This window comes from Metabacillus flavus, assembly GCF_018283675.1.
GTDB classification, from domain to species: Bacteria; Bacillota; Bacilli; order Bacillales; family Bacillaceae; genus Metabacillus_B; species Metabacillus_B flavus.
In genome coordinates this window covers 2,185,995-2,203,274 of the sequence record NZ_JAGVRK010000001.1, presented here as the reverse complement: position 1 = coordinate 2,203,274, position 17,280 = coordinate 2,185,995, and the positions used below count along the sequence as shown (strand labels likewise).

General features: G+C 43.4%; 14 protein-coding genes, 1 other RNA gene and 1 riboswitch. Of the genes, 14 read left to right on the top strand and 1 reads right to left on the bottom strand.

Annotation, left to right across the window (positions count from 1 at the left end):
• Positions 1–231 precede the first annotated feature (231 nt).
• The 10 genes from J9317_RS11335 (at position 232) to J9317_RS11290 (ending at position 10,224) form a co-directional block, all read left to right on the top strand.
• Entirely contained in the window at positions 232–456 is a 225-nt protein-coding gene (locus tag J9317_RS11335; RefSeq protein WP_211558673.1) for a CotD family spore coat protein, read from the top strand.
• A gap of 57 nt (positions 457–513) precedes the next feature.
• Positions 514–1,062: an SLOG family protein gene (locus tag J9317_RS11330; protein WP_211558671.1), complete on the top strand. Its 549-nt coding sequence runs from the start codon at positions 514–516 to the stop codon at positions 1,060–1,062.
• A gap of 313 nt (positions 1,063–1,375) precedes the next feature.
• Positions 1,376–1,672 (top strand): cell division regulator GpsB, encoded by a 297-nt coding sequence (gene gpsB, locus J9317_RS11325; RefSeq protein WP_211558669.1) that lies wholly within the window; start codon positions 1,376–1,378, stop codon positions 1,670–1,672.
• A 98-nt stretch (positions 1,673–1,770) separates the two neighbouring features.
• Positions 1,771–2,163, top strand: an RNA gene (gene rnpB, locus J9317_RS11320) — RNase P RNA component class B.
• 135 nt (positions 2,164–2,298) lie between these two features.
• Positions 2,299–3,441: a THUMP domain-containing class I SAM-dependent RNA methyltransferase gene (locus J9317_RS11315; RefSeq protein WP_211558667.1), complete on the top strand. Its 1,143-nt coding sequence runs from the start codon at positions 2,299–2,301 to the stop codon at positions 3,439–3,441.
• Between the two features lie 57 nt (positions 3,442–3,498).
• Positions 3,499–3,693 carry a hypothetical protein gene (locus tag J9317_RS11310; protein WP_211558665.1) on the top strand — a complete coding sequence of 65 codons (195 nt, stop codon included), beginning with the start codon at positions 3,499–3,501 and terminating at the stop codon, positions 3,691–3,693.
• Between the two features lie 143 nt (positions 3,694–3,836).
• On the top strand, positions 3,837–5,765 hold the full coding sequence (locus J9317_RS11305; protein WP_211558663.1) for an ATP-dependent DNA helicase: 1,929 nt from the start codon (positions 3,837–3,839) through the stop codon (positions 5,763–5,765).
• A gap of 176 nt (positions 5,766–5,941) precedes the next feature.
• Positions 5,942–7,444 carry a carboxypeptidase M32 gene (locus J9317_RS11300; protein WP_211558661.1) on the top strand — a complete coding sequence of 501 codons (1,503 nt, stop codon included), beginning with the start codon at positions 5,942–5,944 and terminating at the stop codon, positions 7,442–7,444.
• A gap of 683 nt (positions 7,445–8,127) precedes the next feature.
• A riboswitch (purine riboswitch) is annotated at positions 8,128–8,229 on the top strand.
• Between the two features lie 106 nt (positions 8,230–8,335).
• Positions 8,336–8,920, top strand: a complete 585-nt coding sequence (locus J9317_RS11295; protein ID WP_211558658.1) for a xanthine phosphoribosyltransferase — start codon at positions 8,336–8,338, stop codon at positions 8,918–8,920.
• Positions 8,917–10,224, top strand: a complete 1,308-nt coding sequence (locus J9317_RS11290; protein WP_211558656.1) for a nucleobase:cation symporter-2 family protein — start codon at positions 8,917–8,919, stop codon at positions 10,222–10,224. Before J9317_RS11295 ends, J9317_RS11290 begins: the two co-directional genes overlap by 4 nt.
• A gap of 64 nt (positions 10,225–10,288) precedes the next feature.
• On the opposite strand, the gene J9317_RS11285 is transcribed toward J9317_RS11290, so the two are convergent.
• A complete protein-coding gene (locus J9317_RS11285; RefSeq protein ID WP_211558654.1) occupies positions 10,289–10,702 on the bottom strand; it encodes a chemotaxis protein CheX in 414 nt (137 codons plus the stop codon).
• Positions 10,703–10,852: 150 nt separating this feature from the next.
• Between J9317_RS11285 and J9317_RS11280 the strand changes: the two genes are divergently transcribed.
• The 4 genes from J9317_RS11280 to J9317_RS11265 all read left to right on the top strand — a co-directional run bounded on the left by J9317_RS11280 (position 10,853) and on the right by J9317_RS11265 (position 17,117).
• On the top strand, positions 10,853–11,389 hold the full coding sequence (locus tag J9317_RS11280) for a GNAT family N-acetyltransferase (RefSeq protein WP_211558652.1): 537 nt from the start codon (positions 10,853–10,855) through the stop codon (positions 11,387–11,389).
• 215 nt (positions 11,390–11,604) lie between these two features.
• Positions 11,605–12,705: a type III polyketide synthase gene (locus J9317_RS11275; RefSeq protein ID WP_211558650.1), complete on the top strand. Its 1,101-nt coding sequence runs from the start codon at positions 11,605–11,607 to the stop codon at positions 12,703–12,705.
• Between the two features lie 11 nt (positions 12,706–12,716).
• The gene (locus J9317_RS11270) at positions 12,717–13,250 is read left to right on the top strand and encodes an isoprenylcysteine carboxyl methyltransferase family protein (protein WP_211562304.1); all 534 of its coding nucleotides are present in this window, start codon (positions 12,717–12,719) and stop codon (positions 13,248–13,250) included.
• 291 nt (positions 13,251–13,541) lie between these two features.
• The gene (locus tag J9317_RS11265) at positions 13,542–17,117 is read left to right on the top strand and encodes a dynamin family protein (RefSeq protein ID WP_211558648.1); all 3,576 of its coding nucleotides are present in this window, start codon (positions 13,542–13,544) and stop codon (positions 17,115–17,117) included.
• Positions 17,118–17,280: the final 163 nt, after the last annotated feature.

The window sequence follows — 17,280 nt, the reverse complement described above, 5'->3', positions numbered from 1 at the left end:
GATGACTGTAAGCCAATCATCTGTTAGGAGAATGCTCAATGCATAAAGGTGTTTTCTACCTGTTTTTTATTGTTTTGTTTGTTACGGTCTATGTTTTTACTGCTTTTAAAGAAACATTTTACGCTTATCTTTAATTTGTACAAAAAATTAGGTATTTGTAATAGTACATGTATACTCCCTTTAACATAACTTGTATGGAAAGCAAGATATTTATCTAAGGGAGTGGAGAAAATGTTTGGAAGAAGACCTTATATGATGCCGCCTATCGTGCACCCTACTCAATGCTGTGTGCAAAATACCTGTTCAACTACGGCAGTGCCCCATATTCATCCTCAGCATACTACTAACGTTAACCATCAGATGTATCAGCATTTGCACTATTATCCGCAAACGCAATCTGCTGTGAACGAGGTATCCCACCAGCACTTTAACTGCAGCGGACCGGGACCGCGCTAAAGATTCAGGAAGGAGCTGACTGTATCAGCTCCTTTACTTATTCTACAGGTGATGAAGATGAGAACAATTGTGATTACGGGATATAAGCCGCATGAGCTGGGCGTATTTTCAAAAAGCCATCCGGCTATTTTTTACATAAAAAAGCTGATTGAAAAAGAACTGAAGGTTCTTTTAGATGAGGGACTTGAGTGGGTCGTGATCAGCGGTCAGCTTGGAGTTGAGCTATGGGCAGCGGAAGTGGTCATCGAGCTGAGGCTTGAGTATCCGCAGCTTAATCTTGCCGTGCTTACACCATTTCTTAATCAAGAGGAGAAATGGAAGGATCCAAACAAAGAACAGTATGAAAGTGTCCTCATTGAGGCGGACTTCGTTGACAGCATAACAAAACGCCCCTATGAAAATCCAAAACAGTTTATCATGAAAAACCAATTTCTCATTCGGAAAACGGACGGTATGCTGCTCATTTATGATGAAGAAAAACCGGGTTCCCCGAAATTCATGCTGGAAACCGCCCGTAAAATGAAATCTGCAAACGAATATACCATTAAGGCCTTTACCTTTTATGACCTGCAAAACATCGTTGAGGATCTTCAGGATGGGGAATAAGTACTTTGGTCAGGAGTTTTAATAAAAGAGGGCTGTTAGTAAACGAGTTCATTGAAGAATAAAACCTGTTTGGGCTGTTAAGAGCCGAAATTCGACGACTCGCGCGGGAATAGCGGTACTGCACTGGTCTCAAGTCTCCTCCAGCGGAAAGCGGGCATCCTGGAGCAGAAATCAGGTATTCCTGAATCTTCTTTCCGGCAAACAAGTTTTAGAAACCAGACTTTGTTTAAAAACATACTTTAATGGGGAAATTGACATTTGGAAGGATTTCTGAAAAAATATGAAGTAACCATTTTCGATCGGGGTGAAAGAGATGCTTTCTGACAAAGTGAAGCTGACGGCCAAAGAAATACTTGAAAAAGAATTCAAAACCTCTGTAAGAGGCTATAGACAAGAAGATGTGGATAAATACCTTGATTTTATCATCAAGGACTATGAGACTTTCCACCAGGAAATTGAAGAGCTTCAGCAGGAAAATCTTCGATTGAAGAAACAGCTGGAGGAAGCGTATAAAAAACAGCCTGCACAAACGAATACAACGAATTTTGATATTCTTAAAAGACTTTCCAATCTTGAGAAACATGTTTTTGGAAGCAAGCTGTACGATTAATACATACCTGAGAACGATCTTCCGAAACTAGCTCTTGATTTCTGTATTATAACCAGTTATAATTTACTTTGCTGTTAACAGCGGCTAACTTAATAATGACGTTCAGGTAATCGCTGCAGTCTTTAGGGCTGCAGAGGAAAGTCCATGCTCGCACGGTGCTGAGATGCCCGTAGTGTTCGTGCCTGGCGAATTCATAAGCCAGGGTAGTCTGGAGTTTCTGGACTAACGGCGGGGAACAAGCCTAAGTTCCGCTTGGAATATGGCTTTAATACTCTGAAAGTGCCACAGTGACGTAGTCCTGCAAGAAATTGCAGGAGTGGAACGCGGTAAACCCCTCGAGCGAGAAACCCAAATAATGGTAGGGGCATTTTCCCGGAGAAATTGAACAAAGGGAAAGACAGAGCATTTTGTCTCTGTAGATAGATGATTGCCGCCTGAGTACGAGGCGACAGCCGTTTGCAGTACGAAGGAACAAAACATGGCTTATCGAACGTTATTAGGTAAAAGTTACCCACTATATGATGAATGCATGGCTCTCCTTGTGACAGGAGAGCTTTTTCGTTAAAATATGAACGGGCGCACGTCTGATCGGCGCCGCCATTTCAAAGGAATGGGGAGCTGCAATAATGAAGGATGTTACATTGATCGCGACCTCCGCTATGGGACTGGAATCGCTTGTAGCGAAAGAGGTTGGAGATCTTGGATATGAACATGAAACGGAAAACGGTAAAGTTATTTTTAAAGGAGACGCCAAGGCCATCGCGCGTTCCAATCTTTGGCTTCGCACAGCGGACCGGATCAAGATAAAGGTTGGAGAATTTAAAGCTGAGACGTTTGACGATCTTTTTGAACAAACGAAAGCCTTAAACTGGGGCGATTACATACCGGAGAACGCCGAATTTCCGGTGATTGGGAAATCGGTCAAGTCTAAACTTTTTTCTGTACCTGATTGCCAGAGCATCGTTAAGAAAGCGGTTGTTGAAAAGCTAAAGAAGCATTATAAAAACCAATCCGGCTGGTTTGACGAAAACGGTCCTCTATATCGGATAGAAGTTGCACTGCATAAAGATATCTGTACACTCACACTTGATACATCCGGGACAGGTCTTCATAAAAGAGGATTCCGGATCGGACAAGGGGAGGCACCGTTAAAAGAAACACTGGCAGCAGCTCTAGTGATGCTTACGAATTGGAACCCGGATAAACCGTTTGCGGATCCATTCTGCGGATCCGGAACGATCCCGATGGAAGCGGCACTGATCGGTCAAAATATCGCACCTGGCTTCAATCGCGAGTTCGCCTCTGAGCAGTGGGACTGGATCGGAAAAAAAGTATGGAATGATGCCAGAATGGAAGCTGAAGATCTTGCCAATTATGATCAGAAGCTTGAAATAATGGGCAGTGATATTGACCACAGGATGATAGAAATCGCCAAGGAAAATGCAGAAGAAGCCGGTCTGGCAGATTTAATCCAGTTCAAGCAGATGCAGGTAAGGGATTTTACCTCACCACTGGAATATGGAGTGGTTGTCGGAAATCCCCCTTATGGTGAGCGCTTAGGGGATAAAAAGGAAGTAGAGAGTATGTACAGGCAGATGGGGCAGGCTTTTAACGGAATAGACACCTGGTCTGTTTATATGCTTACTTCCAATCCTGATTTTGAAAAATTTTACGGGAAAAAGGCAACGAAAAAACGCAAGCTTTTCAATGGCTTTCTTCGAACAGATTATTATCAATTTTGGGGGCCGAAACCGCCAAGAAATGTATAAAGCACCTGTACCCGGCATAAACTGGCAGTATCTGTGTAAAAAGGAGTGGGGCCGTTTATGCTGGGCAATGAAGAATTTCAGCGGATCACAAATGCGCTGAATCGTTCGTTTGAATCCCTATCAGACCAGGCAGCAGACAGTGCAGGAGTCCAATCCATCGGAACGGCAAGGGAAGATTTGCTTCACGCGATCTCCCACGCTTCGTCCCTGGAGAGGAAACTAATCATACACACTCTGTATGATAAGTATTGAGTCTGGCATCTTGACAAAATCATCCACACCCAAGAGGAACCGGACTGAAGGTTCCTCTTTTTAACATACATATCAGTTGCAGGGAAAGAAGCTGCATGGTAAAATTAGAATTCTGAATTCACAAAGAGGAACGGTGTATATACATGACAACTGCTCGATTGCCATTTCCTATATCTAAAGATGAAACGTTCTATGAAGGATTATCCAATTGGATAGGTGACGTTTTTTATGACATATTGCCAGAAAAGGGCTTCGATTTACGGGACGAACAGATCTTCATGGCCTTTCAGCTGGAAAGAGCGTTCAAAGAAAAGAAGACGATTTTTGCCGAAGCGGGCGTCGGAACAGGGAAAACATTAGTCTACCTGCTATTCACGATTGCTTATGCAAGATATACCGGCAAGCCTGCCGTCATTGCTTGTGCAGATGAAACGCTGATCGAGCAGCTTGTTAAAGAAGAAGGCGACATCCGCAAGATCGCCAAGCATTTGGATTTGACTGTAGACGCCAGATTAAGCAAATCGCAGGATCAATATTTGTGCGCGAAAAAACTGGAAGACACGGTAAAAAGAGAAGATAACGAGAAATTCGATCAAATACACGAAGAATTGCCGGACTTTGTCCATCAGCCAAGCGGTTTGCAGCGTTATACTCCATACGGCGACCGGAAGCAGTATCCGGGTGTGTCGGATGATGAATGGAAACGTATTTCCTGGGATCCCTTCCAGGACTGCCAGACTTGCGAGCTGCGCCAGCGCTGTGGTCTGACGCTTTCAAGGGACCATTACCGGAAAGCAGCAGATTTGATTATCTGCTCCCATGATTTTTATATGGAACATGTGTGGACGGCTGAATCCAGAAAACGGGAAGGGCATTTGCCGTTTCTTCCTGAGCACAGCAGTGTCGTATTCGATGAAGGTCATCTGCTGGAGTTTGCAGCGCAAAAAGCTCTGACATACAGGGTAAGAAAAAGTACGCTTGAGGCAAGCCTTGAACGACTCCTGCAAAATGAAATCAGAGAAGAATTTGCGAACCTTGTGGAAGAAGCCCTCATGATTAATGATGAATTCTTCAGCTTGCTTGAGGATTCCTCTATAAAGGTATTGGATTCGGAACGCTTCGAAATTAAAGACAGCGCTAAATTAAAGCAAAGAAGTATACAGCTGCAGTCTGCACTCGAGCAAATCGGCGAAGCACTCGTGTTCGAAGGCGAACTGTATACAATTGACCCATTCGAGCTGAAGATAGCGGAAGAAACCCTTGAACAGATGGAATATTCCTTTCAGCTATTCAACAGAGGAAATCACGCCGTTTCATGGACCGAAAGCCAAGGCGGTGATCTTTGTCTCGTAATCATGCCGAGAACAGTTGAAGAAGTCCTGAAAGAGAAAGTATTCAGCAGTGACAAGCCGGTCATTTTCTCCTCCGCAACCCTTTCAAGCGGAAAATCATTTGACTATATGGCAAGCAGTCTCGGAATATCCGACTACCTTTCCTTTACGGTAGACTCCCCATTTGACTATGAAGAACAAATGGAGCTTTCCATCTATGATGGAGAAACTGCTGAAGCGAAGCTGGAAAAGGTCAGGATTTCGCTGATAAAGAATGAAGGGAAATCATTGATTCTGTTCCCATCTGTAAAAGAAATGAACTGGTTCAGGGATCGTTTAGACCCGGAACAATTCAGCTTTCCCATTTATTACGAAGGTGATAACGAAATAAGTGAGACGGTTTCAAAGTTTCAAAGAGATGCAAGCTCTGTGCTATGCACGGTAAACCTGTGGGAAGGTCTTGATGTACCAGGCAAATCACTTTCAAACCTGATCATCTGGTCACTGCCATTCCCTCCAGCTGATCCGGTATTTGATTCAAAGAGGAACCACACAGAAGACGCATTTAAACAAGTGGACTTGCCATATATGATCCTTAGGCTCCGCCAAGGTCTGGGCCGGCTTATTCGGTCAGGATCTGATTCAGGCTCAGCTGCCATATTTATAGACGAAGGACAATCAGCTGATACACTTAAAGCAATACATGAAGTCCTGCCCGTCAAACCTAAGACGATTGGCTAATAGTGACGCATAACCCAAGTAAGCTCGCTTCATGAGTGGACTTGGGTTTTTTTATTTTTGGCTTACATTAGCCTTTCCCAGTCCTGCAGCCTGAAGAATAGATTGACATTCTTTTCTTTTTTCGATTAATCTAATAGTGGGAATTTTCCAGCAACACTAGAAGGGGGATACATAGAATGAGCGAGAATCAAGTAGAGAATCGTTTTTACGAGCTGCTGCAAAAAATAGAAAGCTACAACGAGGCATTGAATGTAATGTTTTGGGACCTGCGTACCGGAGCGCCAAAAAAAGCAGTGGACCAGCGTTCGAAAACCATAGGGGTCCTTTCCTCTGAAGTTTTCCGCTTAAAAACATCCGGTGAAATGAAGGAATTGCTTGATCAGCTTAGCATTCAAGAGGAACTGTCAGTGAAAACCTCGGCAGCTGTTGAAGAAGCGATGAAGGAATTTAAGAAGTACGAAAAGATTCCTGAAGAAGAATACGCCGAGTATGTGATGCTTCAGACCAAGGCAGAATCTGTTTGGGAGACAGCGAAGGAAACGTCAGATTTTTCTTTGTTTGCACCATACTTGGAAAAGTTAATTGTAACGAACAAGAAATTTTTAACGTATTGGGGGTATGAAGGAACTCCTTATAATACATTACTCGATTTCTATGAACCAGGCATGTCGACAGACGTTTTGGATCGTGTCTTTACCAGTTTAAGAGAACGAATTGTTCCTCTTGTTAAAAGAATTGCTGCTTCAGATAAACAGCCGGATACATCTTTTATTTATCAAGCCTTTCCTATAGAAGGCCAGAGAAAAGCTAGTGAGTTTTTCCTGAAAGAACTGGGTTATGATTTTTCAGCTGGCCGTTTGGATGAAACGGTTCATCCATTCCAGATTTCCCTGAACCGGAGTGATGTAAGGGTTACAACGAAATATGATGAGAATGACTTCCGTACCGCTATTTTCGGTACGATTCATGAGTGCGGCCATGCCCTGTATGAACAAAACATTTCAGCTGATCTGGAAGGCACCCTTCTGTGCAGCGGAACTTCCTACGGCATCCATGAATCACAGTCGCTGTTTTATGAAAACTTCGTGGGACGGAGCTTTGGTTTTTGGAAAAGGCATTATGAGACGCTAAGAGGATTCTCTCCTGAGCAGCTGAACAGCGTTTCTCTGGAAGACTTTTATTTTGCCATCAATGAAGCAAAGCCATCTTTGATCCGAATTGAAGCTGATGAGCTGACGTATCCGCTTCATATTATGATCCGCTATGAAATTGAAAAAGAACTGTTTAACGGAAATCTGGCAGTAGCTGATCTGCCGCGCGTTTGGAATGAAAAGTATGAAGAATATTTAGGGGTAACTCCCCCTAATGATGCAAAAGGAGTGCTGCAGGACGTCCACTGGGCAGGAGGAAGCTTCGGCTATTTCCCTTCCTATGCACTTGGCCTTCTGTATGCGGCGCAAATCCGCGAGTCTATGCTAAAAGACTTGCCGGATCTTGAAGAACAAATTGAAAGAGGAGAGCTTGGCGGCATTCTTGCATGGTTAACTGACCGCATCCATCAACATGGAAAGACGAAAAAACCTCTGCAGCTTCTAATGGAAGTTACAGGCGAAGAGCTCAATCCTTCTTATTTGATTAACTTTTTGGAGGAAAAATACACAAAACTGTATTCACTTTAAGCGGCGAGGCTGTACAGAAATTCAGTTTTCAAAGCTGCTCTTACGCTGTTTGAAATTGGACTGGTGCTGGCTTATTTCCGCTCCAGGATGCTCCCTTTCCGCGGGGCGGGCGGTGAGCCTCCTCCGCGCTCTGCGTCTGCGGGGTCTCACCTGTCCCGCTGCTCCCGCTGGAGTCTCGCACATCCGCTCCAATCAGCCAAACTTATAATTGTTCAAGGTATTCTTTTTAAAAAACAAGACCACCTGAATGCTCGCTGAACTATACCCCGTTTAAAGGATACGTTGAAAAAAGCCCCGTTATTCGGGGTTTTTGTATGTTCAGATATTAAGGTCCCGTTTATAATCCATTAACGAAATGAACGGGGGATTTTTACATGGGCAAGGTAAGTACTGCAGAACATCAAATTAAGATACTGGAAGCCTATCCAAATGTCTTGCAGGTTACGGAACGGTCCATCCACTAATCATCCAGATTTTAAGGTTAAGGCGGTTCAGGTGCTTTCAGGACAGCTCTGTTCATCTGGAAAGGCTGTTTCGTCTCATCAGCCTGAAGAGGATTTTTTCTAAGAACCGGTAAAAAAAGCAATTTTATATGAAAGAGCTTTTAGAAAAAACGAACAATTTAAACAGTGCTATCTTTTTTGTTCGTAAATCTTTTCAGATTCGACAATTAATGCTATAATCCATAGTAATTCAATTGCACTCATATAATCGCAGGGATATGGCCTGCAAGTTTCTACCGGATTGCCGTAAATAATCCGACTATGAGTAAGCAAACGTGCGGATCAACCTGAATGCTGTTCAGGTTTCTATAGACATTGCTTACTTCATAGTAGGCGATGTCTTTTTTTTGTATACATCGCCTCAAATGAATAGAGAGGGGTTACACACATGCAGTTATTAAAACAAAAAATTAAAGATGAGGGCACCGTTTTGAATGACCAGGTGCTGAAAGTAGATTCCTTTTTGAATCATCAAATAGATCCTGTATTGATGCAGGAGATTGGAAGGGAATTTGCGTACCGGTTTAAAAATGAAGAGATTACGAAAATCCTGACGCTGGAATCCTCAGGGATCGCGCCTTCCGTTATGACCGGTTTATTTTTGGGAGTACCGGTTGTTTTTGCAAGAAAAAGAAAATCACTTACCTTAACTGAGAATCTGCTGACGGCAAACGTCTACTCCTTTACGAAACAAGAGGAGAACCCGATTGCGGTGTCAGGAAGCCATCTGAAAAATAGTGATTGTGTCCTGATCATTGATGATTTTCTTGCCAACGGACAGGCAGCAAAGGGTTTAATGGAAATTACGAAGCAATCCGGTGCAAAGCTCGCCGGAATTGGAATTGTGATAGAAAAGGCGTTCCAGGATGGCGGTTCAGAGCTGAGAGATCTTGGAGTGAAAGTGGAATCTCTTGCAAGAATCTCTTCCCTCGCCAATAGGGAAGTATCATTTACTGAGGAAGTGACGGTATGAGATTAACGGCAGGAAAAACTGCATCCTTGGCGATACAGCATGTATTGGCGATGTACGCTGGGGCAATGATCGTACCTTTGATTGTAGGAAGCTCACTCGGCTTAAGCGGCCAGCAATTGACATATCTTGTTTCAATCGATATTTTCATGTGCGGCGTGGCAACACTCCTTCAGGTTCTTACTAACCGCTTTTTTGGAATTGGCCTTCCGATCGTTCTCGGCTGCACATTTACAGCTGTAGGTCCGATGATTGCCATCGGAACGGATTACGGAATTTCTGCGGTTTATGGCGCCATATTGGCATCGGGATTGTTTGTACTGCTCTTCGCGGGTGCTTTTAGCAAGATTGCCCAATTTTTTCCGCCTGTTGTTACGGGCTCTGTTGTTACGATTATCGGAATTACCCTGATTCCAGTGGCGATGGGAAATATGGCAGGAGGAGAAGGCAGCAAGAATTTTGGCGCTGTATCAAATCTTGCTCTGGCTTTTGGAGTTCTGCTGCTGATCATTTTGCTGTTCCGGTTTACAAAAGGATTCATTCGTTCCATCTCCATCTTAATTGGACTTGCAGCGGGTACAGTTGCGAGTTCATTTATGGGAATGGTCAATTTCCAAGCTGTAAATGAAGCGTCATGGATTTCAGGATTGCAGCCGTTTTACTTTGGCGCACCATCTTTTGAATGGGCACCCATTGTCACAATGATTCTGGTCGCAATTGTAAGTATGATTGAATCGACAGGCGTTTATATCGCAGTAGCGGATATTTGCGAAAAGGAAATCGGGGAGAAGGATCTGGCAAAAGGGTACCGTGCTGAAGGAATTGCTTACCTCCTTGGGGGCTTATTCAATGCCTTTCCTTATACGGCTTATTCGCAAAATGTAGGACTGATTCAGCTTTCAGGCGTGAAAAAAAGAAAAGTCATTATAGTGGCTGGCATTATGCTTGCATTGTTGGGACTTGTTCCTAAAATCGCAGCCTTCACGACGATTATTCCCTCTCCGGTATTGGGCGGAGCAATGGTCGCTATGTTTGGAATGGTCATAGCATACGGGATTAAAATGCTGTCAAGAGTGGACTTTTCTTCTCAGGAAAACTTACTGATCATCGCCTGCTCTGTTGGCATCGGCATGGGGGTAACAGCCGTTCCGGATATGTTCTTAAAGCTTCCAGAAGCTCTTAAGATAGTAACAAGCAACGGAATTGTAGCAGGAAGTACTGCTGCAATTCTGCTGAACCTGCTTCTTAATGTCCGCCCCAGGAAAAGCAAGGAACGGAAATTTGAAGCAAGTGCATTGAATAATTAAAAAGCTTTTTCTAAAAAAAGATCCCGGCTGTTTTAAGCGGGATCTTTTTTGTATGCAATCATTTTCAAAGGCTGCTCTCAGAAAAAGATACTTTCAGAGGGCCTTCCTGTTTATGGGTATATGGGGCGAACCCTAACGTGTCAGCAAGCAGTTTAGGCGGAGTAATATCCAGGTTCATCCCTTGTGAAGAAAGATGAGTGGCCATTTGTCCGGCTACCATATTTGCAAATTCTCCAATAAAAGAGGAGAGCATTTCACCTTCCAGTGCCATACCGTAGAGTTTTAGTCCAAAATCTTTGAAAACATCTTCATTACCCTCAATCAGGAGGCTCCCCTTTACTTCACCGATAATGCCGACCTGAACAGCGGCCATCAAGGGACGGCTGTTTTCCAGTTCATAATGGAAAGTGCCGGGGATCATTGTTTTTATTGATTCAAACGTACTAGTAATAATGAGGTCGTAAGTATATTCTGTCATAAAAATAGTTCCTCCGGCTTATATATTCGAATCCATCATACCACACAATGCGCTCGTTAGAATATGGTTTTTGAAAGTATTTGTCGAACAATGTATAATAAATCACTTACTCTATGGTAAATATAAAAATGGGTAAGGAGCTGACGAACGATGCTAAAGGAAGAAATAACAAAGCAATTTACAGCAAAGGACGGCCGGATCGTAACCATCCGTCCAGTTCTCCTTGAGGATGCGGCCCAAATTATCAAAGCAGCGGAGAGCGTTGTCCGGTCTGGTGTTTACATACAAAAGGAACAGGTTAGGACGCTCGAGGAGGAAGAGGACTTTATTAAGGAAATTAAGGAAAAAGATCATATGTATGCTGCAGTTGAATTAGAGGGCGAAGTCATCGGGATTGCAAGAGTCCTCAGAGGGGAATTAAAAATGAAGAGACATATCGGTCTATTCCGTACCTGGCTTACAAGCTCAGTCCAAGGATTAGGAATCGGAAAGGAAGCTATGAACTACACGTTGGAATGGTGTCAAGCTCATCAGCTTCACAAGCTATGTCTTACAGTGTTTAAGAGCAATGAGGTGGCAGCGAGGCTATATGAAAAAACTGGCTTTGTTATTGAAGGCGTTCAAAAAGATCAGGTCTACTTAAATGGAAAATATGATGATGAAATCCATATGGCTTATTTTTTTTGATGCTTTATCAATAGAATCGGGTTAAACCTGATTCTTTTTTTTTTGAATGAATATGACAGGTATTGGAAATAGTATCCTTAATTAACTAAGACTTGTTTGAACATGCAGCTGTTTTTTTCATAAAGGAGAATGCGCCCGGAGAACGGGCAGCTGAAATATATTGAAAAAATAAACCAGTGTTCAACAAAGAGATGACATAAAAGGTTGTGCAAACTATGGGATACATACTTTCATGCGGTACATCCATACCGCCCTATCATGTAGATCAGGAAACCGGGGCGCAATTTGCCGAAAAAATGTTTGAAGGTTCTTTTAAGGATCTTCCAAGGCTTTTAAAGGCTTTTCAAAATGGAGAAATCGAATCACGTCAATTTGTGGAGCCTTTAGACTGGTACACAAGAGATCACGCTTTTGACGATAAAAACAGCCGCTACATTAAGCACTCCGTAGAGCACGGTGTTCATGCAATTGAAAATGCTCTAACCAGCAGAGAATTTCTAAATGAGCCTGTAGACTATTCGGAGATAGACGCCATCTTTTTCATCTCAACAACTGGTCTTTCCACTCCGAGCATCGATGCAAGAATCATGAATAAACTTCCTTTTAAAGAAAATGTCAAGAGAATTCCTATATGGGGCCTAGGCTGTGCGGGGGGCGCATCCGCCTTATCCCGGGCCCTTGATTACTGCACAGCCTATCCTGAGGCTGCTGTCCTCGTTTTGGCTGTGGAATTGTGCAGTCTGACTTTTCAGAGAGGAGATTTGACGAAAAGCAATCTAATCGGCACCTCCCTTTTTGCAGACGGAATTGCGTGCATGCTTATTGCGGGAAACAGATCACATGCAGTCAACAACTCGAAACTTCGCTTTATTCCTAAATTGGAAGCATCCCGTTCAGTGTTTATGAGAAACTCGGAGGAGGTCATGGGCTGGGATATCCAAAACGATGGGCTTCACGTCATTTTTTCACGTGATATACCGTCAATTATACAAGGCTGGCTTGGACCAAATGTCCGGACGTTTTTACAGGAACAGCTAATTGAACCGGAGCAAATCGGGATGTTTTTGGCTCACCCTGGAGGAAAAAAGGTACTTGATGCGTATTTAAAGACATTGAATCTTAATGAAGACGCGATTTCCCATAGCAGGGACATCCTGAAAATGCACGGAAATATGTCTTCTGCTACTGTTTTTTACGTAATTGAAAAAGCGATGAAAGAGACGTATCAAAAAAACCCGCCGCTCTCCTTATCAGGAGCTTTAGGTCCTGGTTTCTGTGCAGAGCTGCTGCTGATCAGCTGGGAGGAAACGTCGTGACTGTTCTCATCATGCTGTTTGTTATTGTTCTGCAGCGTATATCTGAACTTATTATTGCAAGATCAAATGAAAAGAAGCTTAAAAGCCAGGGAGGGATCGAATACGGTCAGGAACATTACCCTTACATGGTTTTCATGCATGCTGCCTTTTTGCTTTCGCTTATTTGTGAAATCGTTCTCCTCCACAGAACGATTTCACCGTTATGGATATTTTTCATTCCGGTCATCTTTTTTTCTCAGGCAATCCGCTACTGGGCGATTGCTTCCCTTGGTACCAGGTGGAACACTAAAATTATTTTAATGCCAGAGGAACAGGTGGTGATCTCTGGCCCTTATCAATATTTCAGGCATCCGAATTATTTAGCGGTAACAGCTGAAATCCTCTTTTTTCCGCTTCTTTTTCAGGCCTATGGGACAGCCATCCTGTTTACCATCTTAAATGTGATGATGCTCTCAGTCCGCATCCCTGCGGAGGAAAGAGCTTTAAAAGCCCATACGAATTACCAATCAGCCTTTCGCCTTCAAAGCAAATCTGAACCTGAATAACAATTGAAAACGTTTATCATTCATGGTATCGTTAGGACCAGATAACAATAGTTCTCATTTGGGTGGCGGAGGTAATTCATATGCTCTATATAACGATTGCTGCAACCATTATTCTTTACACTGTTTTAGCCAAAAAGATCGTGAAAAAAATAGATGCCGGCTAATAACGGACAGCGGACTGCCTTCACGGCGGTTTTTTGTGTTACGGAAGCTTTTTAAGAAAAATAGATGCCGATCCGTAAATTTTTCAGTAAAATAGAAGAAAAAGAACGTTCAAAAGGGGTATTTTTCATGGCTGTATCTCAACAGGATTCTGCAATAAACCCTCTCATTGCCATTCAGACGGAAATGAGCCGCTCAAATGATTTCACATCGGCTTCAAAGCTCGATGACCTGATCGAAAAATCAATCAGCAGAGAAAAACAAATAGCCTTTACAGGGCATTTTTCTGCTGGTAAATCAACACTGCTTAATACACTCCTTGAAGAGGAGATTTTGCCGGCGAGTCCGATCCCGACCAGTGCGAATCTTGTTTATATCAGGCGGGGTAAAAAAAGAATTATGCTTGATACTCATGCAGGCGAACAGGTGGAAGCAAATCCTGATATGGAACTCGAAGAACTGCAGCAGTATGCCAAAGAGGGAGACGAAATTGCCAAAATACATATTTGGAAGCCCTCTCAACTGCTGCCTGAAGCGGTTGCGCTAATTGATACACCAGGTGTAGATTCAAATGATGCATCCCATATGGAATCAACGGTTTCCGCTCTCCATGCGGCTGATTTTATTTTTTATGTCACAGACTACAACCATGTTCAGTCCGAAGGTACGATTGAATTTTTAAAAAGACTTATTGAGGACGGGCAGGAAGCCGCTCTTATTGTGAATCAGATTGATAAGCACCGGGAAGAAGAGCTTCCTTTTTCGCAATTTAAGGCCCGCATTGAAGAAAGCTTTCAAGAAATCGGGCTAATGAGCAGCAGGATTTTCTACACGACGATGAAAGACCTTAATCATCCCGATAATGAGCTTGATCAAGTAAAGAAAACAGTAGAAGAGCAGCTTAGCGACAGGGATAAACGGAGTGAATCCGCTCAAGGAAAGCTGGTTATTCAAGCCCATATCCGCTTTCTTGAAAATCAGGAAGGCGTTAGGACCGAGGAGAAAACGGCAGCTGAGGACCAGTGGAAGCGGCTTTCTGAAGAGCTTCAGGCGATACAAAATCAGTCTGAGATGAAAAAGCAAAGAATAACGAATGTGTGGACGAATGCTAAGGCAGAAATAGCGAAAATTCTGGCAAATGCCAATATCACTCCTTTTGAAATGAGGGAGCAGGCGAAGCTTTACGTGGAAGCAATGAAACCAGGCTTTAAAGCAGGCCTGTTTTTTGCAAAGAAAAAGACCGGGGAAGAAATCTCAAAAAGAACCGAAGATTTTTCAGCCGTTTTAAACGAGCTTGTATCCTCGCAAATTGACTGGCATGTGAAAGATATTTTATCGAAAACGGTCAGAGCTTTAGAATTGCAGGACAGCGATGCAGACGGAGAAATTTCCTCTTATGCTGCGGAAGGTCTGATGAATATCGCGAATGGCTCGCTTCAAAATGGGGCTGATGCCACGCCTGAATATGTGATGAACTATACAAAAGCGATAGCCGAAAATGTGAAAAATGCTTCAAGGAAACAAGCTCAAACGATTTTGGACAGCATTATGGATAAAGCTCTGCGCAATTCTTTTGACAATGAACAATTGCAATTGCATAAACATCTTCAGGACGAAATGAATGAAACAGACGAAAAGCTATTAAAAATCATTAAGATTATCGAGCAAAGAGAGTATCTTCTCAAAATCCTACGGCATGAGGTTCCTGCAGAAGCGGATGAGAAGGAATGGCAGCTGCGGAAGAAAAGCCGAACATCAATCAGCCAGGCACCTGTTAACGGAAAAAGAAAAGAGCAGGAACAGATTGACAATCGTTCCGTTAAAGAACGGCTTCCTGAATCCGCTTCGGTAAATACCGAACGTGTGATTGAGCATGCTGAAGCCATGGCTGATCTTGCCGGCCGCATAAAAGGGTTTGAGGGAAGGCAGCGTCTAATCAGAGAGAAATCCAGCCGCCTCAAAGACCGGACCTTTACCATCGCCTTGTTTGGAGCATTCAGTGCAGGCAAATCTTCAGCAGCAAATGCTTTGCTTGGAGGAAAAGTACTGCCATCCTCACCCAATCCAACAACAGCGGCCATAAACAGAATTGTTCCGGTTACAAATGAGCATGTTCATGGAAGCGTCGCGGTAAAAAGGAAATCCGTTCAGAAGCTTGTGACTGAAATTAAAGAAATTTATCCGGAGATCCCTTTTGAAGGCAATCAGTATTCGGAACTGCTGGACGCGATCGCCCGGGCTCTGTCTGACAGCGGGCTCAATGATTCCCAAAAGACCGTTTTAACGATGTACAGTGAAGGCCTCAAATGGAATGAATGGGGAGAAGAAGCTGTTCATTGGACCGATTTGGATCATTTTGCTCCGTATGTGTCCGAGGAAAACCTGGCTATTTTAACAGAGGAAGCGGTCATTTACTATGACTGCCCGCTGACTAGGAGAGGAATTACTCTCGTGGATACACCAGGAGCTGATTCCTTAAACAAACGTCATACGAATGTGGCTTTTCAATTTATCAAGCAATCGGATGCGCTGCTGTATGTGACCTATTACAATCACCCGTTTTCTAAAGGAGACAGAGAATTTATCCAGCAGCTTGGAAGGGTGAAAGATTCCTTTTCGCTCGATAAAATGTTTTTTCTTATTAATGCGATTGACTTGGCTAAAAGCAATCAGGAGGTTGACCTGGTAAAAGACTATATTGAATCGCAATTTTTAGAAGAAGGGGTCCGCAGTCCAAGAATGTACGGGATTTCCAGCTTGCATGAATTAGCAGGGATACCGATGGACGTGCAATCAGACTATCCTCTTTTTAAGAAAGATTTAGCTGCTTTTATCGAAAAAGACCTTGTTCAAACGGCTGTTTCTTCTTTGAAGGGCGAGATGAACGGACTGCTGCGCCAGCTATCCTCTTATATAGAAGAAACGGACAAAAGCGAAGAGGAAAAAGAAGCGGCGCTTAATCAGAGAAAGCAGGAACTATCAGAAGCCGTGCACTATCTGAATACAGAAAGCTGCGAGAACTTTATCAAGAGAGTCAATCAGGAAATAACGGAGCAATTTTACTATTTAATTCAGCGAATGGGCCTTCAATTTCCGGAAATGTTCCGGGAGCACTTCCACCCCGGCGTTTTCAACCAGGATGGAAGTGCGAAAACGATTCTGCATGTGCAGATGGATGAGCTGATTCAAGCGGCTGATTACAGACTTGTACAAGAACTTCAGGCGATTACGCTGAGATGCGAAAATACGCTAAAACAGCAGCTGATCAATATGGCAGAAAAGCTCTCCGAGGGCCTTTTCGCCATTATGAAGCTGGAAGGACTCACCGCGCCCGAGTTTCAGCCGATCGATACCCCCGCCGTTTCAGCGGTTCTGACTCACTCCGCCTCTGCTTACCAGCGTGAGCTCAGCATGTTTTCGAATACAAAGGCGTTCTTCGAAAAAAATGAGCGCACAAAAATGAGCGGGGCGGTATGGGAGGCGATGCAAAAAGAAATATCGTCCCGCTTATCTGAGCGGGAACAGGAATTTGCTGAATTTTATCGGTCACGTCTCACGGAAATGGCCGGCGTGCTCACGAAAAAACTGCGAATGGATGCAGAAAATTATTTCAGCGGGCTCCTGGAGCTCTATCAGGATAACAGATCGGCTGACATTCTGAAGACGGCATATAAAGAATGCACAGAGCTTTATGAGGCTTTATGAGCAGGTATCACTGCTGTGCTGCCTGTAAACATTTTCATGCGGAGAAAGCAGCTAATGGCAAAGGAATGAAGTATTTCTGTAAAAGGCTCGGGTTTCAAACGAGACCTGACTACACATTTAACTGCTGGGACCCTAAGATAGAAGTTATTAAGATAATGGAAAA